Raw genomic sequence first — 26,949 nt, 5'->3', positions numbered from 1 at the left:
TCCACGTCAATGGAAATTGACGCCTTTCGCGCTACGCGGTCGCCTCCGTAAAGCGGCTGACGCGGTCGCTATAAGCCAGGCTCTGATCATAGGCGTCGCGCACGTCGCGCTGTCCGGCGACATCGACGATCGCGTCGAAATGCTGCGCCACTGCGTCCGCGGTCAGCGCGTTGGGCGGCAGGAATATGCCTTCGGTCTCGGCGATCGTCGCGCGGGCGAACACGCCGCCGCCGGCGCACAGGATGACCCGCGACGGCGCCTGTTCACTGGCGAGAAACAGCACGCCGGGCGTTACCGCTTCGGGCTGCAGCCGTTCGATCGATTGTTCGGGGAACAGGCCCTGGGTCATCGCCGTCGCGGCACTGGGCGCCAGCGCGTTGACCCGGATCCCATATTTCGCGCCCTCGATATGGAGGACGTTCATAAGGCCGACCAGGCCGGCCTTCGCCGCGCCGTAATTGGCCTGGCCGAAATTGCCATATATTCCGGAGGCCGACGTGGTGAAAATGATGCGCCCGTAGCTACGCTCGCGCATGCCGGCCCAGACCGCCTTAGCGCAGTTCGCGGAACCGATGAGGTGCACGTCGATGACGCGGCGGAACTCGTCCATCGTCATCTTGCCGAACGACCTGTCGAGCAGGATGCCGGCGTTGTTGACCAGGATGTCGACACCGCCCCACCGTGCCTCGGCGCGTTCGACCATCGCCGAGACCTGCGCAAAATCGGAGACGTCGGCTCCGTCGGTGAAAGCCTCCGCGCCTAGCGCCTCGATCTCCGCGACCACCGACTGCCCCGCCGCGCTCCCGCGCTCGGGTCCGATATCGTTGACGACGACGTTGGCGCCGAGACGCGCGAAGCCGATCGCGTGGGACCGCCCGAGCCCGGAGCCCGCCCCGGTGACGACGACCGTGCGCCCCTGAAAGTCGATGGTCATGCCGGAATCGTCCCGTTCGCCGCAGCGACGGCCTCGTCCTTCAGCTTCTTCGCGATGATCTCGCGCATGATAGGCTTCGAGACCTTGTTCGAGCTCGTCATCGGCAGGTCCGCGACGATCTCGATGCGTTCGGGCCACTTGAACTTGGCCAGGCCCTGCGTCTGCAGATATTGCCCGACCTCGTCGAGGCCCGGCGGCTCCGCGCCTCCGCGCGCGACGATGAAGGCGCACATCCGCTCGCCATAAAGCGGGTCGGGCATCGCGACGCAGGCGACCGCGCCCACCGCCGGATGCAGGATGAGAGCTTCCTCGATTTCGGAGCAGTTGATCTTCTCTCCGCCGCGATCGACCACGTCCTTCACCCGGCCCTCGAAGACGAGATAGCGTTCGCCGTCGATCGTCAGGAAGCGCATGAGATCGCCCGATCGGTAGAAGCCGTCACCGGTGAACGCCTCCCGGTTGCGATCCGCCGCGTCGAAATAGCCGCGGATCGTGCAGGGGCCACGGACCAGGAGTTCGCCGGTCTGTCCGTCGACGACCTCGACCTCGGTGCCGGGCTCAACGATGCGAAGCTCGTCATAGGGCGAGGTCGGGCGGCCAAGGCTGTGAAGCTGGGCCTCTTCCGGGTCGCTCGGCCGGGCGAAGGCCAGCAGGCCCTCCGTCATGCCGAAGATCGGGATGCATGGGGCGCCGATCATCCTGCGCATGCTCTCGGCGCTGTCGAGGATGATGAAGCCGAAGACATTGTCGAAGCTCAGCCGGTCGAACGCGCCGATCTCCGCGAGGCGGACCAACTGGACCTTCGCGATCGCGATCCAGGTCGGCCGACGCTCGGCCAGGACGCCTTCGATATCGTCCAGTGTCGGCCCCGTCGCAATCGCCACTTCCCCGCCCAGCATCAGCGCGGGGGCCCAGTAGCAGGCCATAGGCGCGTTGTGCATGAGGGGGTTGGGGGTGAAGGAGACCATGTCCCTATCGAACCCCAGCCAGTCGATCACGCTCTGCACGGTGTAGCGATATTCGTTGCCAAACCGCGGGATGATCTTGGGAATGCCGCTGGTACCGCCGGACAGCTGGAACAGCACGACCTGATAGGGATCATGCTCGATCGCATCGACCAGCGCCCGGGCGGCGGCGGGGTCCTCGGCGGCGATCAGATCGCCGAAGGACAGGATCCCAGGCCTATCCGCCGGGCCGCGCACTGTGAGCACATGCGCAAGACCGGGGATGTCCGCGCGGAGCCCGTCGGCGAAATCGGCCAGGTCGAATTTCGGATCGTCGCTGTGGATGAAATGCAGCTTGGCCCCGCCATGGTTCCCGAGATAGCGGATTTCCGCCTGGCGGTGCGCGGCCAGCGCGCAGATTGGGATAACGCCCAGCTTCAGGCAGGCGATGAAGGCGTAGAGCACCTCCTTGCAATTGCGGACCTGGAAGAGCGCGCGGTCGCCCGGACGAATCCCGAGCCGATGCAAAGCGGCGGCGCCGCGATCACTGAACTCGTCGAGTTGGCGATAGGTGACCTCGATGCCGGGCTCGGAGATGGCGACGCGGTCGGCATTCGCGGCGAAGCTTCGGCGGAGGGCGGCGATGAACGTCTCGTCGGTCAGCACGCCCTCACGGACATAATGTTCGAGATCGGCTGCCGGCATGTATACGACACCCGGAATCGGATTCTTCACGCCCGTCATCGGACTTCCTCGTTCGGCTCGGGTTGTTTCTCCACGGCACCGGCGCGGATCAGCGCCGCGCGCAGCACCGGCGGCACCGGACGCGCGCGCCACGCCGCCTCCTCCTTGCAGACCAGATTCATCTCGACGTCGAAGACGGCACGGTCCCCACAGGTGCCGGCGAGCGCCAGCGTGAAGGTGGTCTGGCCGACGCGCAACGGCGTCACCTGGAACCGGACCATGTCGTCCGGCCAGAGCGGCGAGCGGTGGACGAAGGATGCGGCCTTCATGGGCGCGGTGACGCCGGCGAATGCGCCATTGAGCGCCCGATGCCGATAGAGATCGTAGGTCCACAGCGCGAAATCGTAGAAATTGCCGGCAAAGACGACGCCGGCAGGATCGCAGTCCTGAAACCCCACGCGTCGCTGCGCGATGAAGGGGGCCAACGACACGATGCCGTCGATCGTCTCGATCATGATGCGCAATCCAGCTGGCCCCGGTTTTCACGATAGAGCTTCGCGAAGCCGGGAGCGTAGGTCTCGAGCCGGGCGGCATCGACGCGACCGGTGCGGGTCAGGAAATCATAGCTGAAGTCCAGCACGGTCTGCGACATCACCGTCTCCATCCGCTCATACCATTCGAAGCTGCGTTCCGCCGCCTCCCCGAATTGATCGCGGCCGGACTTCCGGAGCGCGACGAACTGGTCGAGGATATCGGCGACGGATGCCGCATCGAGGGTAGCCTCGAACAGGGCCAGGGCGTCCTCCATGGCGAGGCGCGTTCCCGATCCGATCGAGAAATGCGCGCTGCGCAGCGCGTCGCCGATCAGCACCATATTGCCGTGACGCCAGCGGGCATTGGTGACGGCGGGAAACTGGCGCCAGATCGAGCGATTCTCGATCAGGGGAGCGCCCTCGAGTTCGGTGGCAAAGACCTCCTCCACCAGCTGCCGGCGCTGCTGGTCGTCCATGTTGTCCATGCCGGCGGCCTGCCAGGTGGCGTCGTCGCATTCGGCGACGAACGTGCTCATGTCCGGCGTATAGGCGTAATAATGGGCCACGAAGCGCCCCCCCTTGGTATCCCGAAAGACCAGCGCGTTGGGCGACATCGCATGGCCGACGCCGTACCAGGCGAAATGGTTGGTCAGCACCCGCGTCTGCGTTCCGAACGCGGCCGCATGTTGCTGTCGGAGGGTGGAATTGATGCCGTCGGCCGCCACGACAAGATCGTAGCCGTCGAGTTCGGCACTGCTCGCGATCCGCGTGTCGAACGCGATATCGACGCCCAGTTCGAGGCAGCTGTCGCGCAGGATGGCGAGCAGGCGCAGGCGGGCGATGCTGCCGCCGGGCTTGGCATAGTCGATGACGATCTCTTCGCCGTTCAGATGGATTTTCTGCGCGGTGTCGAACACCATCGATTCCGAAAGCCTGCGGGCGACATCGCGGTCCGCATCGGCGATCTTGCCGAGTGAACTTCCGCCGAGCGTGACACCGAAGCCGAAGGTCGCGTCCGACGGATTCTGTTCGAAGATACGGATGACGGCAGCTGGATTATGCCGCTTGTAGAGCCTGGCGAAGAACAGGCCACCGGGGCCTCCCCCCACGATCGCGATCTTCATTTAGCGGGCCCCTCTCCATCGGCGACGATCCGCACCCTGTCACGACCGAATTCGGCGATCCTGCCGTGGACGCCGCCGGTGAAGGCTCCGTACCAGATGGCGGGCTTGAACCCGAGTTCCTTGCGGTCGAACAGGATGTCGCCGTCGCTCTCGATCTTCAGATATCCGAGCCCTGGCTCGGTGACGCGATAATGGGGTTTCGTGCGCGCGACATCGGCCAGCGCGCGGAATTCGGGAACGTCGAGGACATAGATTGCGGGCATGATCAGGCGGCCTGTGCCAGACGGGCGGTGACCAGGTCGGCCTTGCGGCGCCACACCGTCTCGACGTCGGCGACCGGCTTGCCCGTCTCCTCCTCGATGGCGATGGCGGCGGCGAGCGTCAGCTCGGCGTCGAGCCCGTCATGCTCGTTCATCTCGCGGACCTGCCAGGTGAACTCGATCATATAGCCGTTGGGATCGGTCACATAGATCGACTCGATGATCTCGTGGCGGACCTGCAGCACGTCCAGGCCCTGGCCCTCGAGACGTTCCTTCCAGGCCAGCAGCTCCTCCCGCGTCTCGACGCGCCAGGCGGTGTGGACCGACTTGTAGAGCCAATTGTCGAACGGCAGCGCGTCGTCCGGTCGGGCCGTGCCGAGATAGTAGAAGAAGGCGATGGTGCTGTCGCATCCCGAGCCGAAGAAGAGGTGGATGAAGTCGGGATGGTCTTCCGGACCCCAGCCGACCGCCGAGATGGCATGGACGATCGGAAGGCCGAGGATGTCGTGGTAGAAGTCCACGGTTTCCTTGAGTTTCCAGGTAGGCCTTGCGGTGTGATGCACACCGCCAAGGATCGTCGGGGTTCCGGACATCGTCATCTCCTCAGGCCGCCGTGTTTGCGAGGGGGAAGTGATCGCCGAGCCAGCCGCACAGATGGGCGCCGACCTGGACCTTGGGATTGGGCGTGTCCTCGGACAGCGGACGGCCATGATGATCGCCGGCGAACGCGGCGCGGCTCTTGTCGGTGGCGCCCACCATGTCGAACAGCGCGTCGACCTCGCTCGGGAAGGTAGAGTTGTCGCCGGTGAACTCGATCAGCAGCGTCGGCTGCTCGATCGCCGGCGCGCATTTTGCCATCGACGCGTTCGAATGGATGCCCGACCAGGTCGAAAGCCAGCTTTCGGGCGTGCAGACGCGGCCGAAGCCAATGCTGCCATAGTTCGACGCGAAAGGATTGGCGCCCCACAGCGACCCGGCATGGCGTTCGGACGGATCAATCGACAGGTCCCAGCAGCGCAGATCGGCATCCGTGCGCCATATCGGGAAGATCGGCGTATGGGCGGCGCGCGCCTCGTCGCCGCGGCGGCCGGTACCCGATTTCAGGCGCTGCCGCGCTTCGGCGCGCTGGCGCACCTGATCAAAGGCGAACGCATCGATCTTCTCGACACGCTGGCGCTGCGCGGCGCGATAGCGGGTCACGAATTCCGGCGCGTAGCGGGCCTGCCCCTCTTCAGCATAGCCATTGGCCACGTCGAAGGGATCGAGCGCCGCATCGATCGAAAAGGCGTCGCCCTCGTCGGTTACCGACGGATCGAGACCGTTCATGAGCAGCGCGCCCTGACCCAGATGCGCCGATACGAATATGATGCCATCGGGCACCGCCAGGCTCGTATCGGACAATTTGGTCGGGCGTCCGCCCGGTGTCCTGGCGATCCGCCGCGCGGGCGCGAGCAGCGCCTGCTGGTTGTAGAGCGCCCAGAGCGGGCCGCCGCCGGAATTGCCTAGGGCGACGATCTTCTCATAGCCGCGGCCCCGGAGGAAGCCCATCGCCGCCGCGAGATCGTGCAGGGCGATCTCGTGCTCGAGGCGGATGTCGTTGCCGGTCAGGCGCGGCGCCTGGAGGAAGACGGCGACCCCGCCGGCGACCAGTTCCGCGGCGAGGTAATGCGGCACCAGATGTTCGCGCGGGTGCGCGATCACGCAGACGGTGCGCTCTCCCCCGGCGGCGAGGAGGAATCCGCTGACTGTCTGGCCATCCTGCGTCCTGAGCGGATGGACCGAGAGCCGCGCGCCGGCCGGAAGCCGGGACGGGTCCCAGAACGCGCCGCGCAGGCCTGCGGTGGAGGTGCGAGCCATTGCGCGACTCAAGACGCGGCGCGGGGCGGGGACCGGCGAGCGTAGGCGCCGCTGAGCAGCGCTCCCGCATCCGGCGCTACCGTCTCGAGGCCCAGTTCCTCCAGCATTCGAAAGGTGGTGCAGACCGCCGAGGAGATTACCGGCTTTCCGATCGCGTCCTCGACGAGCTGGATGGCGGGCAGCGACGGCATCTGCACGCAGGCCGAAAGCACCAGGACATCGGCCTGCGACAGGTCGATCGTCTTGGCGATGTCTATCAGCTTCAGCGGATCGAGACGGCCGACCGCCAGATTGTCCTCCACCTCGAGCGAGACGCGATCGACCACGGTGAACCCCTCCGCCTCGATATAGTCGGCCACGACCTGGGTGAGCGGCTTCATATAGGGGGTGATCATCGCTATCTTCCTGGCGCCAAGGGCGCCCAGCCCGTCGATCAGCGCGCCGGCGCTGGTGACGACCGGCGCCGGATGGCCGTTTTCGACCGTCCGCCCGTGGAGCCGTTCCTGGGACTGGCGATGATAGCCATGCCCCATGCTCATCGTCGCGACGAGGCAGGCATAGCCCAGCACGTCGACGCTGGCGTCGGAAAGCTCGAGGGCACAGCGATCGGAATCGCCGTCCATCGCGGCAAGCTCCTCGCGCGTCACCTTCTTCATGCGCATGCGGCTCGAGTGGAAGGTGAACCGCTCGGATGGCCGGATCGCCTCGCGACCGCGCAGGATCGCGGGGATCTCGGTTTCCATGGTCGTGTTGGAGCTGGGGACGATCTGTCCAACCCGATATGTACCGCCGCGCATCGCGTCGCCCTCCACTAGTTTTACTATTTTGTCGAAAATACAACGATAGCGTCGAACGTCAAGGGATTCGACGCGGGCGTCGATTTTTTTAATTGACCGCGCCAGTGACTTGCTGATTGAACGGGCCGGTATCAGGGAGCGCGGGATGGCAGTAACGGAAGGCAAGAAGCGGAGCGCCGGAGCGACGGCCGCGAAGACGGTCCCTGCCGCCAAGTCGCGCGCCGAGCCGTCCGGCCGCCGGCGGCAGCTCGTCGATGCCGAGATCTACAATGTGGCGACCGAACTGTTCTCGACGAAGGGCTATGGCAGCACATCGCTGCAGGACATCGCCGATGCGATGGGCCTTAGCCGTCCGGCCCTCTACCATTATGTCCGCAGCAAGGAGGACATCATCGCGAAGCTGGTGGCCGAGTTCGCCGAATCGCGGGCGCACGAACTCGCGGCGGTCGTCGCCAATGCCGAGCTGACGGCGACGGAGAAGCTCAGGCGGGTCGTCATCCCCACCGTCCGCAACGTGGCCGAACACCCTCAGCGCTTCCGGTTGCTCGACAGATGCGAAAATGAATTGCCCGAGGAGCTCTTCAAGAAGCATCGCGCGGCGAAACGCGCGGTTCGGGACGCCTTCGTGGCGGTCGTGACCGAGGGGGTGGCTGCTGGCGAGTTCCAGCCGATCGACCCCAGCACGACGGCCTTCTCGCTGATCGGCATGTGCACATGGGTCGCCTGGTGGTTCACACCCTCCAGCCCGGCGGATATCGAGACAACGGTGAGGTCGATCGCCGACCTCGCGGTCAACACGGTGACAGGCGCGCCAACGACCGCTTCCAAGGCGCAGGCATCCTCGCCGGTCGAAGCCCTGCAGTCGATCCGCCGCCAGGTCGAAGCGCTCGAGATCCAGTTGTCGAACACCCAATAGCGACGGGCGCTATCTCATCATTATGCGATCTACCACCGCCGGCGGATCCGTCCGACCTTGTCACTGGCCGCCGGATGAGAAGTAGCTCAACTCACGAGTGGAATCGGCGAACAGATTCCAGGCACCTTCAGCTCTTCGGCCTGTTGGACGCTGAGCTTGTGTTTGGCGGGCACGACGGCGCGCTTAGTGCGACCACGACAGGTCTGGCTCTACTTCCTAAATCTGGCTCTGTCCGAGTGATTGGTACGGAGACCTGTCTTGGCCATTTGCCGCAGGTTCTGAGCGGCGGCGGCCGGGTGGAACTCATCTCTTGCGCCATTTGGGCCTCGCAGGCGCAGGCGATCCAGCTTCAGGATGCGCTTGAGGTGGGCGAACAGCATTTCGACCTTCTTCCGCTGGCGGCGCGACATGCGTCCATCCCAAGGCCGCCATTCGCAAAAGATCGCGAAGGGAACGGCCCGGTGGAAATCCACCGGCTGTCGCATCAGACCGGCCAGCAAGTCACTCAGGTGACAGATAATGGACAGGCCGTCGTCAGGGTTTCAGCGAGGGTGCGGTCTACTCAGCCGTCTTCGCGCCTGAGCGGGCGGCTGAGCAGCGCCGCGACCAGCACGGTGCCGCCGACGAAGCGGATCAGTTGGACCGTCGAGAAATTGTCGAGCCAGGCGACCTGCCCTTCGAAGATGTCATCGCGCGACGCATAGCCGCCCACCGTCCAGGACAGGTCGGGCGTGCTCTTCGACAGGCGGATCTCCTGCGACAGCGAATTGATATGGCCGCGCGGCGTGTCGCTGATCCGCGCGGCTTCGATCGCCTCCCCGCTGAGCGCCGTGATCGACAAGCCGATACGCGACGCGCTGCCGGAACGCTTTTCGGCGGTGACGACGATCTCGCCGCCCTCGAGCTGGTCCGGCACCTGCGCGGCGGCGGATGGAGCGGCGGCCAGCGCTGGCCCGGCGGCAACGACCAGGCAGGTCAGGGCTGAAGCCGACAGTAATTTCTGGATCAGGCTCATGCGGTGCATCGATTTTTCCCCGTTTCGAGTCTCCCGCAGGCATTTGACAACATGTTGCCCTATGAGCAAACTAAATTTGTCTTGCTGTCTGACAGATATTTTGCGACGCCCTATACGATTATGGAGCGACCGAAATTCACCCTTGAGGCCGGAGGTAAAACCGCTTCTTGCCCGTTCATTCCATTGCCTATTGGACATCGTATTGATAAAACCGTTTTCGGGAGGACCGACCTTGGCACTGAGTAACCCGACCATCGTCCTCATCCACGGGTCCTGGCTCGGCGGCTGGTGCTGGCGCCGTGTCCAGGACGTACTGGATCGCAAGGGCCTCCCCTCCTCCGCGCCGACCCTGACCGGCATGGGCGACCGCGCCCATCTCGGCACTGAAGAGACCGGACTGCAGGCGCACGTCGCCGACGTCATCGAGCATCTCCGCTTCATCGACGGCGACGAGATCGCCCTCGTCGGCCACAGCTACGGCAGCGCCGTCGCGGCCGAGGTCGCGGCGCACCTGCCCGATCGGGTCAAGATGCTGATCGCACTCGATGGCTTCACCCTGGCGCCGGGGGAGTCGGTGTTCAGCCGCCATCCCGAACTGGAACAGGGCTTCGCCCCCCTGACCACGACCGAGCCGCCTTATCTCGTCCAGGCGCCCGACAGAGCTTTTCTGGGCCTGCCCGACACGGCCGACACCGCTCGGCTGATGGAGCGCCTTCGCCCCCTGCCCGCGCTCGCCAACCGCGAGGCCCGCCGGGCGGGACAGGAACCCGCCGGTTGCGCACGCCATTATGTCCGCTTTACCGGCTTCCCCTTCTTCGAGGAGACCGCCCGGCTCGCCGCCGACAATGGCTGGCAGGTCAGCGCGATCGACGCCGGTCACATGGCGATCATCACCGACGGCGAAACGGTCGCCGACCGCATCGCCGCCATTGTCACCAAGGGAGAACGACCATGAGCCGGGTAACCCGCCTCGATCCGCCGACGCTGGCGCCGCCGATCATGGGCCTCTATGCCCAGATCATGGTGGCCCCGGCCGGCCGCCTCGCCTTCATCGCGGGGCAGGTGGCGCTCGACGCCGGTAGCAGCTTCATAGGGGTCGGTGACCATGCCGCCCAGGCCCGCCAGTGCTTCGCCAATATCCGCGACGCGGTAGCGGCGGTCGGCGCGTCGCCCGCCGATATCGTCAAGATGACGATCAACGTCGTCGATCACAGCGCCGAGTTGATCGGCCCGATCTTCGGCGCCGGCCGCGAGATCTTCGGCGACGATTGGCCGATCACCGCGAGCACTTTGCTGGGCGTCGCCGCGCTGGGCCTGCCCGAATGGCTGATCGAGATCGACGCGATCGTGGCACTGCCCGCCGAGGGCTAGGCGTTCGCCGTCGCCGCGACCGCCTTCGGGGTTCGCTCCGCCCGGATCGCGCTTTCCAGCGCCCAGCGGACCATCACCGCGCCCTTGTCGAGCGGCAGGATCGCGGGGCGCAGCGCCCAGAAATCCTCGCCGCCCATCGATTGTTCGATCGCCTGAAGGATCCACTTGTCCTCGCCGTCGAAGATCGCGTGCATGCCTGCCTGGATCTGCGCCGACAGTTCGGCATCGTTCTGGCGAAAATTGCGCCCGGCCGCCGAGAAATAGAGAGAGCTGGTCTCGGTCGCGGGCGTGATCAGATGCGCTACCCGCATGCTCAGTCCGTCTTCGCCCGCTCCGCCGAGTGCGACGATGCCGGCTTCGACACACAGCAGCGCCGCCATCTGCCAGCGCGACGCCGCCCAATGATCGATCGGCTGCTCGTGATCCCCCAGGAACTCGCCGAAAATGAAAGACGGCTTGCCGTTCGGCGCCCAGCTTTCGACCCGCATCCCGTCGCCATCGCGCCAGACGCGGGGTTCGGCGCGGGTCAGCGCCTCGCTCGCCAGGCTGCTACCGTGCAGGACGGTGACATGGGCCGGGTCCATCAGATTGTCGATCACCAGCCGGTAGTCGCAGCCGAGCGGCATATAGCCACGCGCCAGCACCGACAGATCGACATCGTCGAGAAAGGCATATTCGTTGTCGCGATGACGTCGGTCGCGAGCGCCGGCTCCCCATCCACGCCCAGATCAGCTTATGCTGCTCGCGCACCGGAAAGGCCTGCACGCCGATGTCTGGCACCGCGCCGTCACCATGGGGATTGTGGACACGGCGCCCGTCCGGCCCGAAATGCAACCCATGATAGGGGCACTGGATGGCATCGCCGATCCGCTTGCCCAGACTGAGCGGCGCAAAGCGGTGCGGGCAGCGGTTCACCATCGCCCGCGCCTGCCCCTCGACATCGCGATACAGCGCCAGCTCGCGGCCAAGGATCTTGCGCGCAAGGATGGCGTCAGCGGATATCTCGTCGCACCAGGCGACCGGATACCATGCGTTTTGAAGGAACATCCTCTCTCTCCTCCTCTGTTCGCGAACGACGTGAGCGGGGCAGCTGCGGCCACCCCGCCCGGTCATCAGAAGCGGTAGCTGAGCTCCATTCCATAGGTGGAGCCGACCGCCGGGTAATAAGCGTCGATGCCGAGCGGATGGCCCGAGTTGGTGAAGGGCTGATAGTCACCCGTCACCTTCTGGTTGAGCGCGTTCTTGACCCAGCCGGCCAAGTTCCAGCGGCCCTCATCCCCTTCGATCCCGACGCGCAGATCGACCAGGTCGACCGCAGGGCGGCGATATTGGTTCTCGAGATCCCAATAATAGCTGCTGGTGAAGCGATATTCGGGCCGGACGTAGAAGGTCAGGCCATCGCCGATCGGAATCTCCGCGTCGAAACCGACATTGACCGTGTAGCGCGAAATGCGCGGCGGCAGGTTGCCGATATAGTTGATCGCGCCGCCATAGCCGGGCGGCAGAGTGAACGCGGTGACCTTCGGGTCGGTGTGTCCGAAGCTGCCGGTGAAGGTGAAGCCGCGCACGACACGCAGGGCGCCGGCGATCTCGAAGCCCTGAAGCCGGGTCTTGTCGATGTTGATACCGACATTGGTCGCGCCAACCGCGTCGAAAATCTTGAACTGACCGTTCTTCAAATCGGTGCGGAAGAAAGCGCCCTCGATCGACAGGGTGCCGTCGAGCAGGCGGGCCTTGGCGCCGACCTCGTAGTTGGTCGCCACCTCGGCCGCGATGACCGGATTGCCGAAGCTCGATCCGCTGGCGTTGAAATCACCGCTGCGGAAGCCGCGACCGACCGAACCGTAGACCATCAGGCCGGGCAGCGGCTTGTAGGTCAGCGTGCCCTTGGGCTGCCATTTGGTGAAGCTCGTCTTCTTGTCCGCACTCGCACTGGGGAACTGGTGCAGGCTGTCGTCATCGTACCGGGCGCCGATCGCCACTTCGAGGTTGGGCAACAGATCATATTCGACGTTCGCGAAGCCCGACCAAGTCTCGTACCGGTTGAGGTCGTTGCTGCTGGCGATCAGGAAATCGGCCTGGGTCGGCGCGGGCGTGACGCCCAGGAAGAAGGGATCGGCCAAGATGTCCGCGCCAAGCCGACGCTTCGAGCGAACATGATAGCCGCCCACCAGCCAGCGCAGGCTTCCACTGGTCGGCGAAGCCATCCGCAATTCCTGTGAGAAACCGCTTTCCTTCTGACGCTGGTGGACCGCGAAGATGTCGAGCGGGGAGAAGTCGAAGTCCGCAAGGAGATCCTCCCTGACGTTCACATAGGCAAGCACCGCGGTCAGCATGCCGATGCCGGTGTCATAGGTCGCCCGGCCCGACAGATCGTGCAACTTGCGGGGGTTGCTGCCGATCCGGTTGGCATCGAACGGATCGGAACTGATCCGGGGGTTGCCCGAGCGGCTGGTGATATAGCCCGGATCGCGGCCTTTGGCGTCCGAATAGGTGTATTTCAGGTCGAGCTCCAGACCTTCGGACGGCTTTACGATCGCGCGCAGGCGGCCGGTGAAATCCTTCATCTTGTCCGAATATTCGCCGGTCGTGACGTTCTTCACCTGGCCGCGCCGGTCGGTGAAGGAAACACCCGCCAGAACCGAGAGCATATCGGTCACCACCGGGCCACTGGCCATCGCTTTGGCCTTCCACTCCTGACCCCGACCGTAGCCGGCCATGACACGGGCGTCGAAGCTGTCGCCGGGTTTGAGGCTGCTGATGTTGATCGCGCCGGCAATTGCGTTGCGACCGTAGATCGCGCCCTGCGGGCCTTTCAGTACTTCGACCTGCTGCAAGCCGAACTCGTCAACGTTGAACTGGAGCGGGGAGATGGTGAGCACCCCGTCGACGACGATCGCGGCGGGCGGCGGCGAATATTGGCTCTGCCCTTGACCGCGGATCGTCAGGTAATTGGTGCCTAGATTGAGCGCATTGTCGAAGCTGACATTGGGGGAGAGATTGGCGATGTCGCCAACCCCCTCGACCCCCGAGCGGGCGATATCCTGCGCGGTCAGCACCGTGATCGCGATCGGCACCGACTGGACCGACTCGTTGCGGCGCCGGGCACTGACGAGGATCTCCTTCGTCGCCCCGTCGGACTCGTCGACGGCCGGAAGGGCGTGTGTCGCCTGCGCCAGAGCCGGCGCCTCCGCCGCGAAACCGATCGCGAGGATCATCGCCCATGGGGCGACGCTCGCCGCGAGCCGTCGGTTGTGCCGTGAATATCGCATGATGTTATCTCCCTTTTGACCCGATCGCCCTTCGGCAGTTTTCTTGTCAGGCTGTCAGACAGATTACAGCAGATTCCGTGCTTGACAAGCCTCACCGACAATCGAGGCAACAATTCGGTCAGATCGCTCGAAAGCGACGGATTTTCTACAGTGCAGGTTGACGCCGCTCTATCAAATCTGTCAGACAGCCAGACAAATGGAGACAAAAATGGACGATCGATTCTACATGCCTGAATGGCAGGAGGCGCAGCAGCAGATCGGCTTCGCCCAGGCCGTGCGTCACGGGAACATGCTCCGCCTGTCGGGCACCGCCAGCATGGGTGACGGCTTCGTTTCGGTCCATGCGGGTGACTTCGAGGCGCAGCTTCGCCACGTCTATGGTGCGATCGGCAGGACGCTCGATCATTATGGCGTCGGTTTCGAGGCAATCGTCCGCGAGACGATGTATGTAACCGACATGGATGCGCTGGCCGCGGCGATCCCGCTGCGTCGCTCCTTCTACGGTGACGGCACCTTCCCCGCCGCCACTGCGGTTGAGGTCCGCCGCCTCCTGCTTCCCGAGCTTCTCGTCGAAATCGAGGTCGACGCCGCCCTGCCGGGCTGACCGCCCTCCTCCGCATCTGAAAGGCATCCATCATGGCTACCCACGTCAAGCCGGCCACCGCCCAGACGCCGCGCCGCCGCACCCTCGGGCCCCAGGTCCCGCTGGAAGGCGACAACGGCCTCTACACCCAGGCCTGGTTTCCGATCTGCATGAGCAACGATCTCGCCCCAGGCGAAGTGAAGGGCTATCCCTTCCTCGGCGGCCGGGTGGTCGCCTTTCGCGGCGAGGACGGCATCGCGCAGGTCACCAGCGCCTATTGCACCCATCTCGGCGCCGACCTGTCGGTCGGCAAGGTCGTAGGCAACCATGTCCAGTGCGCTTATCATATGTGGGAATTCGACCGAGCCGGCGCCTGCAAGAAGACGGGCTGCGGTGACCCCGCACCTGCCCGCGCCAACCTCTTCGCCTTTCCGACCCTGGAAAAGCACGGCCTGGTCTGGGCCTTCAACGGCGAAGAACCACATTACGACCTGCCCGAATGGCCGTTTCCGGAAGCCGATCTTGTCGTCCAGACGCAGGAATTTCCGGTGCCGATGGCGGTCGATCCGTGGGTGATCTGCGCCCAGACTCCCGACATCCAGCACCTGCTGCTGCTCCACAAGTTCGAAGTGCTGCCCGGCGGCATCGCCCGCGAGGTCGAATGGACCGACCACAGCATGTTCTACGACATCGACGGCATCTGGGGCGGTCGCCATATGCAAGTGCGCGGCGGCATCATCGGCACGTCGATCTTCTTCCAGACCGGAACGCTCGACGGCCGCTGGTTCGGCTTCCTTGCGGCTTTCGGACTGCCTGCGCCGCAGCAAAGCCGGCTGTTCTCGGTTTTTGCCGGCGAACGGACAGAGGACGAAGTGGAGGTCCGCGCGTTCCTGACGGAATGCCACGAGTTCGAGACCGCCATCGCGATGGAGGATTCGGAGATCGCCATGAAGATGCATTTCAAGGTCGGCTCTCTGACCAAGCAGGACACGACGCTCGCCCGCTATCTCGAGATGGTCCGCAACTGGCCGCGCAGCCATCCGTCCGAAGAATTCATCCACTAATCACGACATAGCATCCGACGGAGACGATCATGGCCGAAGACGATCCCTTTCAGATCGCGACGATCGATGAACTGCGCATCCATTATGATGCGCCCAACCCGCTGATCCTGCGATCGAAGCTCGATTTCCTGCATGATCACATGCTGCACTACATGAAGCTCGCGCCGATCGTGTGCATCGCGTCGGATACGCCCAGCGGCCTCGACGCGTCGCCGCGCGGCGGCGAGCCGGGGTTCATCAAGCCGCTCGACCGCAAGACCCTCGCCTTCGCCGACTGGCCGGGCAACAACAAGATGGAGACCTTCTCGAACGTGATAGAGAGCGGCCGGGTCGGCATGTTGTTCATGGCACCGCAGCTAGACGTCTTCATGCGGATCAACGGCGCGGCTATCGTCACCCGCGATCCCGCCGTGCTCGATCGGCTCATCGAACAGGGCAAGACGCCCAAGGCTGCGGTCAAGGTCAGCGTCGAGGAGGCTTATTTCCACTGCGGCAAGGCGTTCCGCCGCTCGGGCCTGTGGAAACCGGAGACCTGGCCCGACACGTCCGGCTTCCCGTCGGTCGGCAAGGTCCTGTCGGACATGGCGAAGATCACCGAGATGTCGGTCGAGCAGCTCGACGCCTTCTACAACCATGGTCTCGAACACGAACTCTATTGATCGGACCGAACGGCCGCACCACTTTCTTCGAGCGGGCACTGTTGTTATGAGACCCCATCGCGAGTTGGGCGCAGGGCTGTAATGACAAAAGACGACCGTCCAAATCTCTATGCCCAGCAGGTCAAGCCGCACTATCTGGTCGACCAAGTCATCACCGCAATCCAGGAATCGATCGACAAGGGCCTGTTCAAGGTCGGCGAGCGCCTCCCCTCCGAGGCGCGGCTGGGCGCAGATTTCGGCGTCGGCCGCTCGACGATCCGCGAAGCTCTGCGGGTGCTCGGTCATCTGAACCGGGTCGAGACGCGGACGGGTTCTGGCTCCTATGTCGTCGATAACAGCCGCTTCGAGCCCGTGCCGAGCGAGATGAGCCTGGAAGAGGTCGAGGCCATCTACGACTTCCGCTACAGGATCGAGGCGCCCGCCGCCGAGCGCGCCGCGCAGCGCCGCAGCCCCGCGCAGGTCAAGAAGATCCGCCGGCTGTTGGAGATCACCAAGAAGCAGGTCGACACGCGCGATCTCGACAAGATCGCGACCGCCGACACCGATCTCCACATGGCCATCTTGGAAACCGCCGGCGAGAGCATCGCGCTCGAAATCTGGCAGGCCAATCGTTCGCGCTGGGAACAGGCGTTGAAATCTCTCGTCAAGCTCACCGGCCCGATCGTCGCCACCAACGCCGCGCATGCGATCCAGATGCTCCACGACGAACTGATCGACGCGATCGAGCGCGGCGACGGCAAGACCGCTCTCCGTCTGGTCCACCGCGACCAGCATGAGGTGGAAATCCGCATCGGCCTTGCCCGGCGCAACGCCGCGCCGAAGCGCAAGAACGCTGCCGCCAAGGCTTGAAGACACAGCTGATCAACGTGTTGCCCAAAAGGCAATAGACTGATAGTCCATCGTCAGGGGTGCGATGCCGCGCCCGGGGGATGCCGGCCAGCGATGATCTACCGCGACTGCGACGAAGGAGAGAGCCGGAGCGGCCCCGATGCCCGCGAACTGGGCGCCAACATCCGCGCCGTTCGCCGCCGCCGGGCAATGACGGTGTCCGCGCTTGCCGACGCGACCGACCTCGACAAAGCCTATATCTCGCGGATCGAGCGCGGTCAGAAGGCGCCCTCGCTGGCCGCCCTGCTCAGCATTTCAGGAATATTGGAGGCGCCGGTGGCGCAATTGCTCGGCGAGACCGTCGACGAAGGGGAGTTGCGGATCCTGCGCGCAGCCGATCGCGGCGCGGTCCCGGCGACGATCAGCGGCAAGCGCCTGGCGACGGTATTGCTCACCCTCACCGACAAGCCCCTCGACCGCGATCCCGAACAGGGGGGCGAGACGGTGATCCATACGCTCACGGGTGCGATCGAGATCAGCCTGCCCGACCGGCGGATCGCGCTCGACGCGGGCGACTGCCTGCTGTTCGAAGGCCATATCCGCCACCGGCTGCGCGCACTGAACGACGCGCCGGCTTCTGCCTTGATCGTGGTGGCGCAGGACGACGGTTAAAAGCGTCGGCGGGCGATGAGCAAGGCCACCGTGCCGAGAGCGGCGGCCGGCAGCGATATGACCGCGATCGCCCTCCCCAGCCCCAGACCGAGATGATCGGTCAGCAGGCCGACCAGCAGCGTTCCGACACTGGCCGAAAGGCCGCAGCACAATAGCAGCGCGGCGATCGAGCGTGCCTGGATGGCGGGCGGCGCGCTCAGCTGGACCGGCACGATGAACAGCGACGCGAACATTGCCGACAGGAAGGCGAACAGCACATAGCAGCCTATCGAGACGTCAAAGCTGGGCGCCATGGTGATCGCCCCCGCTACCGGCACCAGCAGCGCGAGCACCAGCGCCGTGAGCCCCGCGACCGGCCCGACGCCGCGCCGGGCGCGCGATCCGACCAGCGCCACCGCCAGCAAAGCGCCCGCGATCCCCGCGATCATATAGGCCGGCCCCGTGACCCTTCCGACCAACGACGGATCGCGCCCGAAGCTGCGCACCAGATAGCTGGGATACCAGGCCATCAGCGCGTTGTTGAACAGGGCGAACAGTGACGCGCCAAGGAAATAGGGCGCCATCGCCTTCTGTTCGGCGAACAATGTGCCGATCAGACGCAGCGACGGCGCCTCTGCCTGCCCTGACGTAGCGCGCCGACCTGGGGGATCGGACAGGATCACGACCAGCAGGCCCGCGAGCAACAGGCCGGGCGCCGAGATCAGCAGCAATACCCAGCGCCAGGCGTCTTCGCCCGCGCCCATGCCCCGGAACAGCGCCAGCAGCGCCGCTCCGCCGAACAACGCCAGCCCCACACCAGCGAAGGGGGCGAGCATGAACAAGCTGCTCGCCCGCGCCGCCGCCGCGTTGGATCGGCCATCCCGGAAATAGGAGATGGCGGCCGGCGGAAGCCCCGCCTCCGCCGCCGCAACGCCCATGCGGCACAGCGCCAGGATCGCGAAGGAACCGGCAGCGGCCGACAGCATCGACGCGATGCTCCAGATCGCGACGCAGGCGGCGGCGATCCGCACCCGGTTGCCGCGATCGATCAGCCGCGCCACCGGCAGGCCCATCAGCGCATAGACCAGCGCGAAGCCCGCCCCCTGGAGCAGGCCGACCCCGGTATCGCTGATCGCGAAGCTGCGCTGCACCGCCGGCAGCAGCAGGCTCAACACATAGCGATCGGCATAGGAGAAGACAAAACAGAGGCCGAACAGCAGCAGCGGCACGCCGATCGGCCGCTCCTGTTCTGCGGCCGGCTCAGTCATTGCGCGGCGGCGCGATGGTGCGGTCGGCGATCCGGTCGTGCACCCGGTTGAACAGCGGCCCCGCCGCACCGGGATTGCCGCGCACCTTCAACCGGCCGCTGGCGAGCCGCCCGGCGTTGAGCTTCTCGAGCTCGGGCCCGTGGCGCAGGCAGACGCTACGCCAGGCATCGTCGAAGCCGCAGTCGATCTCCAGATCGGCGGTCTCATGCCCCTCGATGCCATAACGGACCGTGACTGCGCCGCGATCAACCTCCAGCCACAGCGCAGCTTCGCCCGCTTCGGGGCGTGGCGCATGGTCGGGCATGTCGATATAGCGCTCGACCACCGTGAAGCGCAGCTTCTGGGCCCGCGCGTCGATCGCGATCGCGGTCGCCAGCTCGTCACGCGCCATCTCCAACCATTCGGGCGACATGAAAGCATGCCGGGTCATCGTCGACGCGACGAACTCAGCCTCCATCGCCCGCGCCGTGATCGCGCTCGGCAGGGCTTCGAACCGCTCCGACAGCTTCCGATAGGCGGGATAGGCGTGGAGCGAGATGCCGAACTGGCGCGCCCAGCCATAGGCGGCGGCGGCATAGATGTCGGCGATGGTCATGCGGTCGCCGACCAGCCAGTCGCGCTCCGCCAGCGCATCCTCGATCACCCGGAAGAAGCTCGCCACGATGGTACGATAGCTGTCACGCAGCGATTCCGGATCGGCGCAATAGCGCTCCGCCCCGGCGAGCATTTTCAGCGCCGGGTGGACATCCGAGTTGAGAAAGCCCAACCATTCGAGCACCCGGCGTCGATCGGCGCTGTCAGGCCTCGGTAACAGACCGCTGTCTGGCGCGAGATCGGCGATATAGGGCAGCACCACCGACGACTGGGTGATCGTCTCGGCGTCGTCGACGACGATTGTCGGCACCTTGCCCAGCGGGTTCACCGCGGGCAGCGGCGATGTCGGCGAGCGCAGCACGACATGCTCGACCCGATGGTCCAGCCGGCCCTCGATCAGCGCGACATGCGCGCAGATCGAACAGCTTCCTGGTGCCGCATACAGATGTATCATCCTGTTCCCTCCGTCGGTGCCACCGGCCCCGTCCTTCAATAATGCCAGTTCAGCTCGATGCCGTAAGTTCGCGGCGCGCCAGCATAGGCTAGAGCGAGACCGAAACTGTCGAGGAACGAGACGCCGCTCTGGATATAGTGGCGGTTGGTCAGGTTCTTGCCGAACAGCGCCAGCTCGACATTCGGCCGCTCAACCTTGATCGCGGCGCGGGCGTTGAGCAGGCCGTAGGCCGGCTGTGCGATCGAGGGCGTATTCTGCGGATCATAATAGGTCAGGCTGCGCCGGCTGTAATTGACGTCGAGCAGCCCGGTGACGCCGTCGCGTAGCGGCGCGTCGAAGGTGGCGCCGATCATGCCGTTATATTTGGGCGTGTAGGCGAACTCAAGGAAGGATACGTCGCCCCTCACGGCATCGAAATACCGGTCATATTTGGCATCGGTGATGCCGCCGCTGGCATAGAGGGTCAGCCAGCTGGTCGGCCGCGCGGTCACCTCCGCCTCCAGACCCTGGATGTGCGACTTGCCGGCATTGGTGGTAAGCTGGAACAGATTGCCGTTCTGGACGGTCATGACCTGCAGCTGGATGTCCGAATAATCGGTGTAGAAGGCCGCGAGGTTCAGGGTCAGTCGCTTGTCGAACCATTGCGACTTGATCCCCGCCTCATAGGCCCAAGCGCGTTCGGGCAGATAGGGATCGAGCGTGCCGAACGGCCCTGCCCGACCGTTGAAGCCGCCACTCTTGAAGCCCTTCGAAGCGCTGGCATAGCCGAACAGCGTCGGCGTGAACTTGTAGTCGACCTCGAACTTCGGCGAGAAATCGTTGAACGTGTCGTCGTTCGACAGCGGACCGAAGAACAGCAGCCCGGTGGTCAGCCGCCGCGAGCTCACCGTGATGTGCTTCTTCTCCCTGGTGTAGCGGGCGCCGACCGTCGCCGAGAGGCGGTCGTTGATGTCCCAGCTCGCATTGCCGAAGGCGGCATAGCTTTTCGTCTTCAGGCCGAGCGACTGGCGGACCGTCTGGTCGAGCGCCGGATTGATCGCGATCAGACCAGGGAAGAAGTTGCCATTGGTGATCTGGTCGACATGCTCCTGATAATAGAACAGGCCGCCCAACCACTTGACCGCGCCATCGGCGAACTGGCCGGAAAGCTGGAACTCCTGACTGACCTGCCATTGCTTCAGGTGATCGGCGAAATTCTCGATGATGAACGGGCTCGCGTCGGCGTCGATCACCCGCTTGCGGTTGATCTCGCGATAGGCGCTGATCGACTTCAGGTTGAAATCCTCATCGCCGATCGTCGCGCGGAAGGAGGCTCCCCAGATGTCCTCCTTGGGCGGCGCAAACTCGCCCAAGGCCGGATCGGACTGGGCATCGTAGGAACCGCGCCAAATGTTGCCGCCGACGGGCTTCACATAGCTGTTCACCGGTCCGATGACGCGGTTAAGCAGACCGTTGATCGTGGTCGGCGCGGTCGCTGTCAGGAAACCGTGATAGGGATCGGATCGGTCGCGCGATCCGTCGATCGACAGCAGCAGTTCCAGGTTTTCGGTCGGCGTCGCGCGCAGCATGAAACGGCCCGACAGGCGATCGGTGTTGTTGGTGCGGGTCCCGTCGAACAGGTTGCGCATGAAGCCGTCATTGCGGACATATTCGCCTGAGACGCGCGCGGCGAGCTTGCCGGTGACGAGCGGCAGACTCAGCGATCCGGCGAGACGATAGGCGTTGTAATTGCCGTAACCGGCCGAGGCGTAGGCCTCCAGCGCGTCGCCCGGCACCTTCGAGGTGAACTTGATCGCGCCACCAATCGTGTTCTTGCCGTAGAGTGTCCCCTGCGGGCCGCGCAGCACCTCAATCGAGCGGACGTCGTTGACGTTGAGCAGCGCCCCCTGAAGCCGCCCCAGATAGACGTCGTCGACATATTGCGCGACGCCCGGATCAGCCGAGGGATTGTCATCGGCCTGGCCGATGCCGCGGATGAAGATGAAGCCGATCGAATTGCTCGAACGGCCAGCCGAGATCTGCAGGTTCGGGGTCTGCCGGCCGATATCCTGCAAATTGGCGATGCTGCGGGTACCGATCAGGGCGGCATTGTAGGCAGTCACCGCGACCGGCGTCGTCTGCAGCGATTCATCGCGGCGGCGCGCGGTCACCACGATCTCGCTCGACAGCTCCGCATCCGCCCCGGTCTCAGGCGCCATCTGCGCCTGCGCCGGCAGGACCGGAAAGACCGCGGCCGCACAGAGCGCGATCAGCAGGGGGCGCCGATGCGACGGGCCGGACCGAGGAAAAGCGTGGATTCCGAGCATCGACATCTTCGTAGACTCCCTGATAGCCTAATTGTTCTTTGGTCAACTTGTTGACCTGATGATTATCACCTCCCTTGAAGATGTCAATTCGACGTGCAAAGTCCCCACGGACCGCCGGTTTCGCGAGGCAACATGTTGTTTTTACATGACATGCGCCTTGATCCCTCTCCGCGCCAACGGCGGCCGGGCAGCGTCTATCGGCGAATCAGCGGGACTGGCCGGCCAGTCCGTTCATGGCATTTCCGGGGGTATCGCTTCCGCGATCAATCTTCGGAGCGGGTCGAGAGATTCTGCGCGATGATCACCAGCGCGCGCGCCTTGGCGCGGCCGACCTGGCGGATGTCGTGGCGCAAATGGCCGTCGAAATGGACGCAGCCCCCTCGCGCAACCCGACGCTACGGTCGGGAACGTCGATCACCAGTGCGCCGGACAGGACATAGACGGTCTCGTCGCCGGGATGATCGGCGGCGCGGCTGTTCACCTCCTGACCGGGCTCGATAAGGAACAGGCTCAGGCCGCGCGGTTGCTGGCGGGCAGGATCACCTGGAGCAGGCCCATGCCGGGCTGCTCGTCGGTCTTCATGTCGATACGCTCGTCGCCGCGAACGACGAGGATCGCGTCCTCGCTTGTCGTTTCGCCGAACAGTTGGCCGACCTGGACGCCGAGCGCCAGCGTCAGCCCTCGCCGGCGGCGCGCACTGTAAATACTGTTAGCGATCATAATGTGGCTTGGCCGGATCTCTGCCTCGGCCTTGCCTTTTGCTTTCGGCATCAACGCCACCCACCCCGCTTTGCGCTTCGGATTGCCCGCCGAGACCATTTACGTAAGTCTCATTTTTCCCGGCTGGTGGTCCATCTTTCCGCCCCACGGCTCCGCGTGCATCCTTGCGGCCTCCATTTCGAGGCCGATCTTCCGACGACATCGATGACGTCGGCTGCGGCCGCCGTCCGGAAAAGAAGCAAATCGATTGTGAAGCGATTTACTGGATTAGGAAGCTGTGCTCCGCCAGCTCCCAGCGCGGGATACCTGAAATCCGCTTTAGAAGGCGATGAGGCAATTGGATTCAGCTGTCGCTCACGCAGCATCGTATCGCAGCGGTTAATCTCTCGCCCGAAGCGCTAAGGCCACAGAATAAGTCATCCGACCATCGTCAGGCCGCCAGACACGCTGATGATCTGCCCCTGAACATAGGAGGCGTCGTCGCTGGCGAGGAAGGTGATCATCGCCGCGACCTCGCCCGGCTCGCCGATGCGGCGGAGCGGGATCTGGCGCTCGTTCTTCTCGTCGAAGCGCTCCGGGTCGGGGCGGCTATATTTGACATTGTCGTAGCCGGCCGTGCGCGTGGCGCCGGGGCTGACGACGTTGCACAGGATATTGTCGCGCGAATGCTCGCGGGCCAGCGCCTTGGTGAAGGTGATCACGCCGCCCTTGCAGCCCGAATAGACCGCCTCGTGCGCCGCGCCTAGCCGGCCAGCGTCCGATGCTACATTAATGATCCGTCCGCCGCGCTTCGCCGCCGCCATCAGCTTGAGCACGGTCCAGCAGGTGTTGAGCACGCCCTTGAAATTGACGTGGATGAGCTTGTCCCAGAAGTCCGGCTGGCTCTCCAGGAACCAATAGGCTTGGTCCCAGCCGACATTGTTGACCAGGATGTCGGGGCTGTCGCCGGCGGCAGCGTGGAAGGCGGTAACGGCGGAATCGACCGTGGCGAGATCGCCGACGTCGACCTTGTAGGCGAGGATCTTGGCCTGGCCGTTGTCGATCTGCGCGATCGTCTCCTGCGCGCCGGCCTCGTCGATGTCGAAGATGGCGAGCGCAGCGCAGCCCTCATCGACGAACTGGCGGCAGATTTCCCGGCCGATCCCCGACCCGCCGCCGGTGACGATCGCGATCTTTCCCGTCAGTCTACCCATGTCGCTTCCTCTCCATCATGGCGTTCGCGCCGTTTCGTAAATGCCGCTTCGTCCGATCAGCAGTTCGGCAGCGGCGTCAGGATCACCGATTGCAGTTCCTCGAGCATCGGCAGGATGGTGGCGGTGTAACCGCCCCACACCTGATCCTCCTTCAGATGCGCGCGGACGGCGGCGCGCTCGTCGAGGCTGCGATAGCCCCACATGTGCAGCACCTGTTCGCACCGCCCCGACAGCGACGACCAGACGCCGACATTGGGCGAATGACGCTGCCGCACCGGCAGCATTCGGAGCATCAGGTCGAGAAAGCGATCCCCCTGCCCCATACGTGCGCTGTAGGTGCGCAGCTCGATCACGCCGAAATCGGCCGGGCTCGGATGAAGGGGGCTGCGCGCCCGCAGCCATTGCCGCTCGCGCCGCTCGATCACGAAGGCGGAGGGCACAATTGGTGCGGCAGGCGGCTCCAAGCCATCCTGCTCCTGGAGGAACAGGACCCGCGTCACCGGCCCGAAGGCGACCGACCAGCCCGCGCGGATGTTCGGCGCAGCCGACCAGTCCTGGCCGATATAGGCGCCGAGCTGTTCCGCCGGGACGAGGTCGCTGGTCAGGATGTGGATCGTCATCTCCGGTCAGCGCATCAAGAGGCCGCCATTCACATCGATGCACGCCCCGTTGATGTAGGACGACTTGGTCGATGCGAGGAAGGCGACCGCCGCGGCGATCTCCTCGGCGGAACCGGCGCGGCCGGCGATGGTCGCGCCGAAATAGGCCTCGTCGCGTTCCTTGGGCATGACCCCGCGCAGCATCGGCGTATCGACCGCCCCCGGCGCCACGACATTGACGCTGACGCCCAGCGGCGCCGCTTCTCCCGCCGCGACGCGGGCCAGCGCCATCATCGCGCCCTTCGAGGCGACGTAGGAAGCCGGGCTGTTGATCGCCAGCGCCTGCGCCGCCATCGATCCGATCAGCACGATGCGGGCATCGGCCACCGGCCGGGCCTCGCGACGGCGGAGCATCTCGCGGATGCAGATCATCGGCCCGCGCGCGTTGAGCGCCATCACCGCATCCCAGGCGTCGACGGGCATGGTGCGGATGGTCGGCCGGACGCCGTCGATATAGCCCGGGGTTCCGGCCGCCACGACGACGACGCGGATGTCCCCCATGTCGCGTTCGACCGCGTCGAACAGCGCGACGAGGCTGCCCTCGTCCGACGCGTCGGCGGCATAGCCTCGGCCATGGCCGCCGGGCAGGGAATCGGCGACCTCGCAGGCCGCCGCTGCGCGCAGATCGGCGACCGCGACCTGGCAGCCGTCTGCCGCCAGCGCCTGCGCACTGGCCGCGCCGATCCCGCTGCCGCCGCCCACGATCAGGGCAATATCCGTCATATCCTCGATCCCTGCCTGTCTGCCCGTGGCATCATGCCTCGCTGGGGAAGCGCTTGGTGAAACCGCCCCACGCCTTTTCGCAATTTGCGATGCGGAAGTCCGCATCCATCGCCTGCGCAGCGACGTCGAGGGGGTAGCGGGTTTCAAGCATGAAAATCAGGGCTTCATCGATCTTCTGCGGGACGAACGGCGCCACCCGAGCGGCCTCGAGCGTACCGACGTCCGGACCATGCGCGGTCCAGGGATTGTGCAGGCTGATCGACCCCGGCGGAAAGCCGCCCGCGCGGGATTCGTTCGAACCCTCGATCAGACCGAGGATCTCGGCCACCGAATTGCGATGATAGCCAGGCGGCCGGAAGGTATGTTCGGCCACCACCCAGCGCGGCGGCAGGATCATGAAGTCCACATTGCCGCCGGTCACCTGGTGCGACGGCGAGGTCAGCGCGCAGTAGATCGACGGATCGGGATGATCGACGCCGACCGTGCCCATCACCATGAAGCGCGTCATGTCATATTTGACCGGCGCCCAGTTGCCGCGCCACGCAACGACATCGAACGGCGAATGATCGAGCTCCGCGGTCCAGAACGTCCCGCACAGCTTGTGGATCAGCTCGACCGGGCCGTCGCCCTCCTCATAGGCCGCGACCGGAACCTGGAAGTCGACCGCATTGGCCAAGCCGTGCGAGCCGATCAGACCCAGGTCTGGCAACACGAAGGGCAGGCCGAAATTCTCGCAGACGAAGCCCCGCGCAGGCCCGCACGGCAGGTCGACCCGGAGCTTCATGCCCCGGGGAACGATGCCGACCTCGCCCGGCGCAAGATCGATGATGCCGGCTTCGGTGACGAGGCGGATCGCCCCCTCCTGCGGCAGGATCAGCATCTCGGCATCGGCGTTGGAGAAGACTCGCTGCTCCATCGAACGGCCGGCGCGATAGAGGTGGAAGGCCATGCCGTGCTGCAGCCGCGGCGAGCCATTGGCGCAGAAGGTGAACAGGCCGTCGAAGAAATCGCCCGATGGCGCCGTCATGCCTGCCGGCCCCCAGCGCAGCGCCCCCGGATAGGGATCGGGCGCGATCGGCGGGGTCAGGAAGGTCGGATGCTCGATCGACTGGAAAGCCCCCGCGATCGTCGATGGTCGGATGCGGAACAGATAGCTGCGCCGGTTGAGCGCGCGCGGGGCCGAGAAGGCCGTGCCCGACACCAGTTCGCTGACCAGGCCATAGGCCGGGCGCTGCGGACTGTTCTGCCCTTCCGGCAAGGCACCGGGCAAGGCTTCGGTCGCGAACTCGTTCGCGAAGCCCAGCTGATAGCTCAGCCCAGCCTTCGTCGCGGCCAGCGCGGGAGTGGCATTTTCGAGACCCACGGCACCCTTCCATATCAGAGCCGGCCCTTCGACATGCGCCATGTCCGGCGGCCCGCTTCTTGTCGTTGGCATGCAGGTTACACACTTCACATATTGCACACAATATAATCATTTACTTCTATCATCGTAATTTTCAAAGCCGCGGCCTCACGCAAAAATTAAGATTTTCGGTGACTT

28 protein-coding genes and 1 pseudogene are annotated in these 26,949 nt (G+C 65.0%); 8 read left to right on the top strand and 21 right to left on the bottom strand.

Annotation, left to right across the window (positions count from 1 at the left end; genetic code table 11):
* Positions 1–31: 31 nt before the first annotated feature.
* Genes ASE22_RS14730 through ASE22_RS14695 form a run of 8 tightly spaced genes read right to left on the bottom strand, consistent with a single transcriptional unit; the run spans position 32 to position 7,133 of the window.
* Positions 32–934, bottom strand: a complete 903-nt coding sequence (locus ASE22_RS14730; RefSeq protein ID WP_056360808.1) for an SDR family NAD(P)-dependent oxidoreductase — start codon at positions 932–934, stop codon at positions 32–34.
* A complete protein-coding gene (locus ASE22_RS14725) occupies positions 931–2,622 on the bottom strand; it encodes an AMP-binding protein (RefSeq protein ID WP_056601519.1) in 1,692 nt (563 codons plus the stop codon). The genes ASE22_RS14730 and ASE22_RS14725 overlap by 4 nt, the downstream gene beginning before the upstream one ends.
* The gene (locus ASE22_RS27150; protein WP_056360803.1) at positions 2,619–3,077 is read right to left on the bottom strand and encodes an acyl-CoA thioesterase; all 459 of its coding nucleotides are present in this window, start codon (positions 3,075–3,077) and stop codon (positions 2,619–2,621) included. The genes ASE22_RS14725 and ASE22_RS27150 overlap by 4 nt, the downstream gene beginning before the upstream one ends.
* Positions 3,074–4,219, bottom strand: coding sequence for an FAD-dependent monooxygenase (locus ASE22_RS14715; protein ID WP_056360800.1), 1,146 nt, complete (start codon positions 4,217–4,219; stop codon positions 3,074–3,076). The genes ASE22_RS27150 and ASE22_RS14715 overlap by 4 nt, the downstream gene beginning before the upstream one ends.
* Positions 4,216–4,482, bottom strand: a complete 267-nt coding sequence (locus ASE22_RS27325) for a hypothetical protein (protein ID WP_056360797.1) — start codon at positions 4,480–4,482, stop codon at positions 4,216–4,218. The genes ASE22_RS14715 and ASE22_RS27325 overlap by 4 nt, the downstream gene beginning before the upstream one ends.
* A gap of 2 nt (positions 4,483–4,484) precedes the next feature.
* Entirely contained in the window at positions 4,485–5,072 is a 588-nt protein-coding gene (locus ASE22_RS14705) for a VOC family protein (RefSeq protein WP_056361313.1), read from the bottom strand.
* A gap of 10 nt (positions 5,073–5,082) precedes the next feature.
* Entirely contained in the window at positions 5,083–6,336 is a 1,254-nt protein-coding gene (locus tag ASE22_RS14700) for a hypothetical protein (protein ID WP_056360794.1), read from the bottom strand.
* An 8-nt stretch (positions 6,337–6,344) separates the two neighbouring features.
* Entirely contained in the window at positions 6,345–7,133 is a 789-nt protein-coding gene (locus ASE22_RS14695) for a maleate cis-trans isomerase family protein (RefSeq protein ID WP_056361309.1), read from the bottom strand.
* A 145-nt stretch (positions 7,134–7,278) separates the two neighbouring features.
* Between ASE22_RS14695 and ASE22_RS14690 the strand changes: the two genes are divergently transcribed.
* The gene (locus ASE22_RS14690) at positions 7,279–8,049 is read left to right on the top strand and encodes a TetR/AcrR family transcriptional regulator (RefSeq protein WP_056360790.1); all 771 of its coding nucleotides are present in this window, start codon (positions 7,279–7,281) and stop codon (positions 8,047–8,049) included.
* A gap of 209 nt (positions 8,050–8,258) precedes the next feature.
* Here ASE22_RS14690 and ASE22_RS14685 read toward each other — a convergent pair.
* Together ASE22_RS14685 and ASE22_RS14680 are read right to left on the bottom strand one after the other, a co-directional pair.
* Positions 8,259–8,459, bottom strand: a pseudogene (locus ASE22_RS14685) (transposase); the annotation flags it as partial.
* A 152-nt stretch (positions 8,460–8,611) separates the two neighbouring features.
* A complete protein-coding gene (locus tag ASE22_RS14680; RefSeq protein ID WP_156397229.1) occupies positions 8,612–9,073 on the bottom strand; it encodes a hypothetical protein in 462 nt (153 codons plus the stop codon).
* Between the two features lie 223 nt (positions 9,074–9,296).
* Here ASE22_RS14680 and ASE22_RS14675 point away from each other — a divergent pair, with 223 nt between their 5' ends.
* Together ASE22_RS14675 and ASE22_RS14670 are read left to right on the top strand one after the other, a co-directional pair.
* Positions 9,297–10,019, top strand: a complete 723-nt coding sequence (locus ASE22_RS14675) for an alpha/beta hydrolase (RefSeq protein WP_056360781.1) — start codon at positions 9,297–9,299, stop codon at positions 10,017–10,019.
* Positions 10,016–10,435 (top strand): RidA family protein, encoded by a 420-nt coding sequence (locus tag ASE22_RS14670; protein WP_056360776.1) that lies wholly within the window; start codon positions 10,016–10,018, stop codon positions 10,433–10,435. The genes ASE22_RS14675 and ASE22_RS14670 overlap by 4 nt, the downstream gene beginning before the upstream one ends.
* Here the strand turns inward: ASE22_RS14670 and ASE22_RS14665 are convergent.
* From ASE22_RS14665 to ASE22_RS14655, 3 genes are all read right to left on the bottom strand, one after another.
* Complete coding sequence (locus ASE22_RS14665; protein WP_056360774.1) at positions 10,432–11,079, bottom strand: hypothetical protein; 648 nt, start codon at positions 11,077–11,079, stop codon at positions 10,432–10,434. The two genes, ASE22_RS14670 and ASE22_RS14665, sit on opposite strands and share 4 nt — an antisense overlap.
* Positions 10,985–11,482 carry a Rieske 2Fe-2S domain-containing protein gene (locus ASE22_RS28010; RefSeq protein WP_162248219.1) on the bottom strand — a complete coding sequence of 166 codons (498 nt, stop codon included), beginning with the start codon at positions 11,480–11,482 and terminating at the stop codon, positions 10,985–10,987. The genes ASE22_RS14665 and ASE22_RS28010 overlap by 95 nt, the downstream gene beginning before the upstream one ends.
* A 65-nt stretch (positions 11,483–11,547) precedes the next feature.
* On the bottom strand, positions 11,548–13,707 hold the full coding sequence (locus ASE22_RS14655; protein WP_056601517.1) for a TonB-dependent receptor: 2,160 nt from the start codon (positions 13,705–13,707) through the stop codon (positions 11,548–11,550).
* 208 nt (positions 13,708–13,915) lie between these two features.
* Between ASE22_RS14655 and ASE22_RS14650 the strand changes: the two genes are divergently transcribed.
* The 5 genes from ASE22_RS14650 to ASE22_RS14630 all read left to right on the top strand — a co-directional run bounded on the left by ASE22_RS14650 (position 13,916) and on the right by ASE22_RS14630 (position 17,513).
* Positions 13,916–14,311: a RidA family protein gene (locus ASE22_RS14650; protein WP_235536367.1), complete on the top strand. Its 396-nt coding sequence runs from the start codon at positions 13,916–13,918 to the stop codon at positions 14,309–14,311.
* Positions 14,312–14,343: 32 nt separating this feature from the next.
* Entirely contained in the window at positions 14,344–15,354 is a 1,011-nt protein-coding gene (locus ASE22_RS14645) for a Rieske 2Fe-2S domain-containing protein (RefSeq protein ID WP_056360767.1), read from the top strand.
* Between the two features lie 29 nt (positions 15,355–15,383).
* Positions 15,384–16,013: an MSMEG_1061 family FMN-dependent PPOX-type flavoprotein gene (locus tag ASE22_RS14640; protein ID WP_056360765.1), complete on the top strand. Its 630-nt coding sequence runs from the start codon at positions 15,384–15,386 to the stop codon at positions 16,011–16,013.
* Between the two features lie 81 nt (positions 16,014–16,094).
* Positions 16,095–16,862 (top strand): FadR/GntR family transcriptional regulator, encoded by a 768-nt coding sequence (locus tag ASE22_RS14635; RefSeq protein ID WP_056360761.1) that lies wholly within the window; start codon positions 16,095–16,097, stop codon positions 16,860–16,862.
* 93 nt (positions 16,863–16,955) lie between these two features.
* A complete protein-coding gene (locus tag ASE22_RS14630) occupies positions 16,956–17,513 on the top strand; it encodes a helix-turn-helix domain-containing protein (RefSeq protein ID WP_056360758.1) in 558 nt (185 codons plus the stop codon).
* Here the strand turns inward: ASE22_RS14630 and ASE22_RS14625 are convergent.
* From ASE22_RS14625 to ASE22_RS14590, 8 genes are all read right to left on the bottom strand, one after another.
* Positions 17,510–18,760, bottom strand: a complete 1,251-nt coding sequence (locus ASE22_RS14625) for an MFS transporter (protein ID WP_056360756.1) — start codon at positions 18,758–18,760, stop codon at positions 17,510–17,512. The genes ASE22_RS14630 and ASE22_RS14625 overlap by 4 nt on opposite strands.
* On the bottom strand, positions 18,753–19,808 hold the full coding sequence (locus tag ASE22_RS14620; protein ID WP_056601514.1) for a glutathione S-transferase family protein: 1,056 nt from the start codon (positions 19,806–19,808) through the stop codon (positions 18,753–18,755). The genes ASE22_RS14625 and ASE22_RS14620 overlap by 8 nt, the downstream gene beginning before the upstream one ends.
* Positions 19,809–19,843: 35 nt before the next feature.
* Positions 19,844–22,120 (bottom strand): TonB-dependent receptor, encoded by a 2,277-nt coding sequence (locus tag ASE22_RS14615; protein WP_056360751.1) that lies wholly within the window; start codon positions 22,118–22,120, stop codon positions 19,844–19,846.
* 504 nt (positions 22,121–22,624) lie between these two features.
* A complete protein-coding gene (locus ASE22_RS14610; RefSeq protein ID WP_056360748.1) occupies positions 22,625–22,933 on the bottom strand; it encodes a hypothetical protein in 309 nt (102 codons plus the stop codon).
* A 317-nt stretch (positions 22,934–23,250) separates the two neighbouring features.
* On the bottom strand, positions 23,251–24,027 hold the full coding sequence (locus tag ASE22_RS14605) for an SDR family NAD(P)-dependent oxidoreductase (RefSeq protein ID WP_056360745.1): 777 nt from the start codon (positions 24,025–24,027) through the stop codon (positions 23,251–23,253).
* Between the two features lie 56 nt (positions 24,028–24,083).
* Positions 24,084–24,647, bottom strand: a complete 564-nt coding sequence (locus ASE22_RS14600; RefSeq protein WP_056360743.1) for an NIPSNAP family protein — start codon at positions 24,645–24,647, stop codon at positions 24,084–24,086.
* Positions 24,648–24,653: 6 nt separating this feature from the next.
* Complete coding sequence (locus ASE22_RS14595) at positions 24,654–25,409, bottom strand: SDR family NAD(P)-dependent oxidoreductase (protein WP_056360740.1); 756 nt, start codon at positions 25,407–25,409, stop codon at positions 24,654–24,656.
* Positions 25,410–25,440: 31 nt separating this feature from the next.
* A complete protein-coding gene (locus ASE22_RS14590) occupies positions 25,441–26,772 on the bottom strand; it encodes a homogentisate 1,2-dioxygenase (protein ID WP_235536366.1) in 1,332 nt (443 codons plus the stop codon).
* Positions 26,773–26,949: the final 177 nt, after the last annotated feature.

Source organism: Sphingomonas sp. Root720 (assembly GCF_001428605.1).
Lineage (GTDB): Bacteria > Pseudomonadota > Alphaproteobacteria > Sphingomonadales > Sphingomonadaceae > Rhizorhabdus.
Note: the sequence above shows the minus strand (reverse complement) of the source record. Positions and strands in the feature narration are given on the sequence as shown.

Bases quoted from the DNA above. Each gene is read 5' to 3' on its own strand.
- ASE22_RS14615 (WP_056360751.1), bottom strand. From the start codon at position 22,120: ATGTCGATGCTCGGAATCCACGCTTTTCCTCGGTCCGGCCCGTCGCAT.
- ASE22_RS28010 (WP_162248219.1), bottom strand. From the start codon at position 11,482: ATGTTCCTTCAAAACGCATGGTATCCGGTCGCCTGGTGCGACGAGATA.
- ASE22_RS14620 (WP_056601514.1), bottom strand. From the start codon at position 19,808: ATGATACATCTGTATGCGGCACCAGGAAGCTGTTCGATCTGCGCGCAT.
- ASE22_RS27150 (WP_056360803.1), bottom strand. From the start codon at position 3,077: ATGATCGAGACGATCGACGGCATCGTGTCGTTGGCCCCCTTCATCGCG.
- ASE22_RS14605 (WP_056360745.1), bottom strand. From the start codon at position 24,027: ATGGGTAGACTGACGGGAAAGATCGCGATCGTCACCGGCGGCGGGTCG.
- ASE22_RS14730 (WP_056360808.1), bottom strand. From the start codon at position 934: ATGACCATCGACTTTCAGGGGCGCACGGTCGTCGTCACCGGGGCGGGC.
- ASE22_RS27325 (WP_056360797.1), bottom strand. From the start codon at position 4,482: ATGCCCGCAATCTATGTCCTCGACGTTCCCGAATTCCGCGCGCTGGCC.
- ASE22_RS14725 (WP_056601519.1), bottom strand. From the start codon at position 2,622: ATGACGGGCGTGAAGAATCCGATTCCGGGTGTCGTATACATGCCGGCA.
- ASE22_RS14635 (WP_056360761.1), top strand. From the start codon at position 16,095: ATGACAAAAGACGACCGTCCAAATCTCTATGCCCAGCAGGTCAAGCCG.
- ASE22_RS14700 (WP_056360794.1), bottom strand. From the start codon at position 6,336: ATGGCTCGCACCTCCACCGCAGGCCTGCGCGGCGCGTTCTGGGACCCG.
- ASE22_RS14695 (WP_056361309.1), bottom strand. From the start codon at position 7,133: ATGCGCGGCGGTACATATCGGGTTGGACAGATCGTCCCCAGCTCCAAC.
- ASE22_RS14610 (WP_056360748.1), bottom strand. From the start codon at position 22,933: ATGGTCTCGGCGGGCAATCCGAAGCGCAAAGCGGGGTGGGTGGCGTTG.
- ASE22_RS14680 (WP_156397229.1), bottom strand. From the start codon at position 9,073: ATGCACCGCATGAGCCTGATCCAGAAATTACTGTCGGCTTCAGCCCTG.
- ASE22_RS14715 (WP_056360800.1), bottom strand. From the start codon at position 4,219: ATGAAGATCGCGATCGTGGGGGGAGGCCCCGGTGGCCTGTTCTTCGCC.
- ASE22_RS14705 (WP_056361313.1), bottom strand. From the start codon at position 5,072: ATGTCCGGAACCCCGACGATCCTTGGCGGTGTGCATCACACCGCAAGG.
- ASE22_RS14595 (WP_056360740.1), bottom strand. From the start codon at position 25,409: ATGACGGATATTGCCCTGATCGTGGGCGGCGGCAGCGGGATCGGCGCG.
- ASE22_RS14690 (WP_056360790.1), top strand. From the start codon at position 7,279: ATGGCAGTAACGGAAGGCAAGAAGCGGAGCGCCGGAGCGACGGCCGCG.
- ASE22_RS14600 (WP_056360743.1), bottom strand. From the start codon at position 24,647: ATGACGATCCACATCCTGACCAGCGACCTCGTCCCGGCGGAACAGCTC.
- ASE22_RS14650 (WP_235536367.1), top strand. From the start codon at position 13,916: ATGGACGATCGATTCTACATGCCTGAATGGCAGGAGGCGCAGCAGCAG.
- ASE22_RS14655 (WP_056601517.1), bottom strand. From the start codon at position 13,707: ATGCGATATTCACGGCACAACCGACGGCTCGCGGCGAGCGTCGCCCCA.
- ASE22_RS14640 (WP_056360765.1), top strand. From the start codon at position 15,384: ATGGCCGAAGACGATCCCTTTCAGATCGCGACGATCGATGAACTGCGC.
- ASE22_RS14630 (WP_056360758.1), top strand. From the start codon at position 16,956: ATGATCTACCGCGACTGCGACGAAGGAGAGAGCCGGAGCGGCCCCGAT.
- ASE22_RS14670 (WP_056360776.1), top strand. From the start codon at position 10,016: ATGAGCCGGGTAACCCGCCTCGATCCGCCGACGCTGGCGCCGCCGATC.
- ASE22_RS14625 (WP_056360756.1), bottom strand. From the start codon at position 18,760: ATGACTGAGCCGGCCGCAGAACAGGAGCGGCCGATCGGCGTGCCGCTG.
- ASE22_RS14645 (WP_056360767.1), top strand. From the start codon at position 14,344: ATGGCTACCCACGTCAAGCCGGCCACCGCCCAGACGCCGCGCCGCCGC.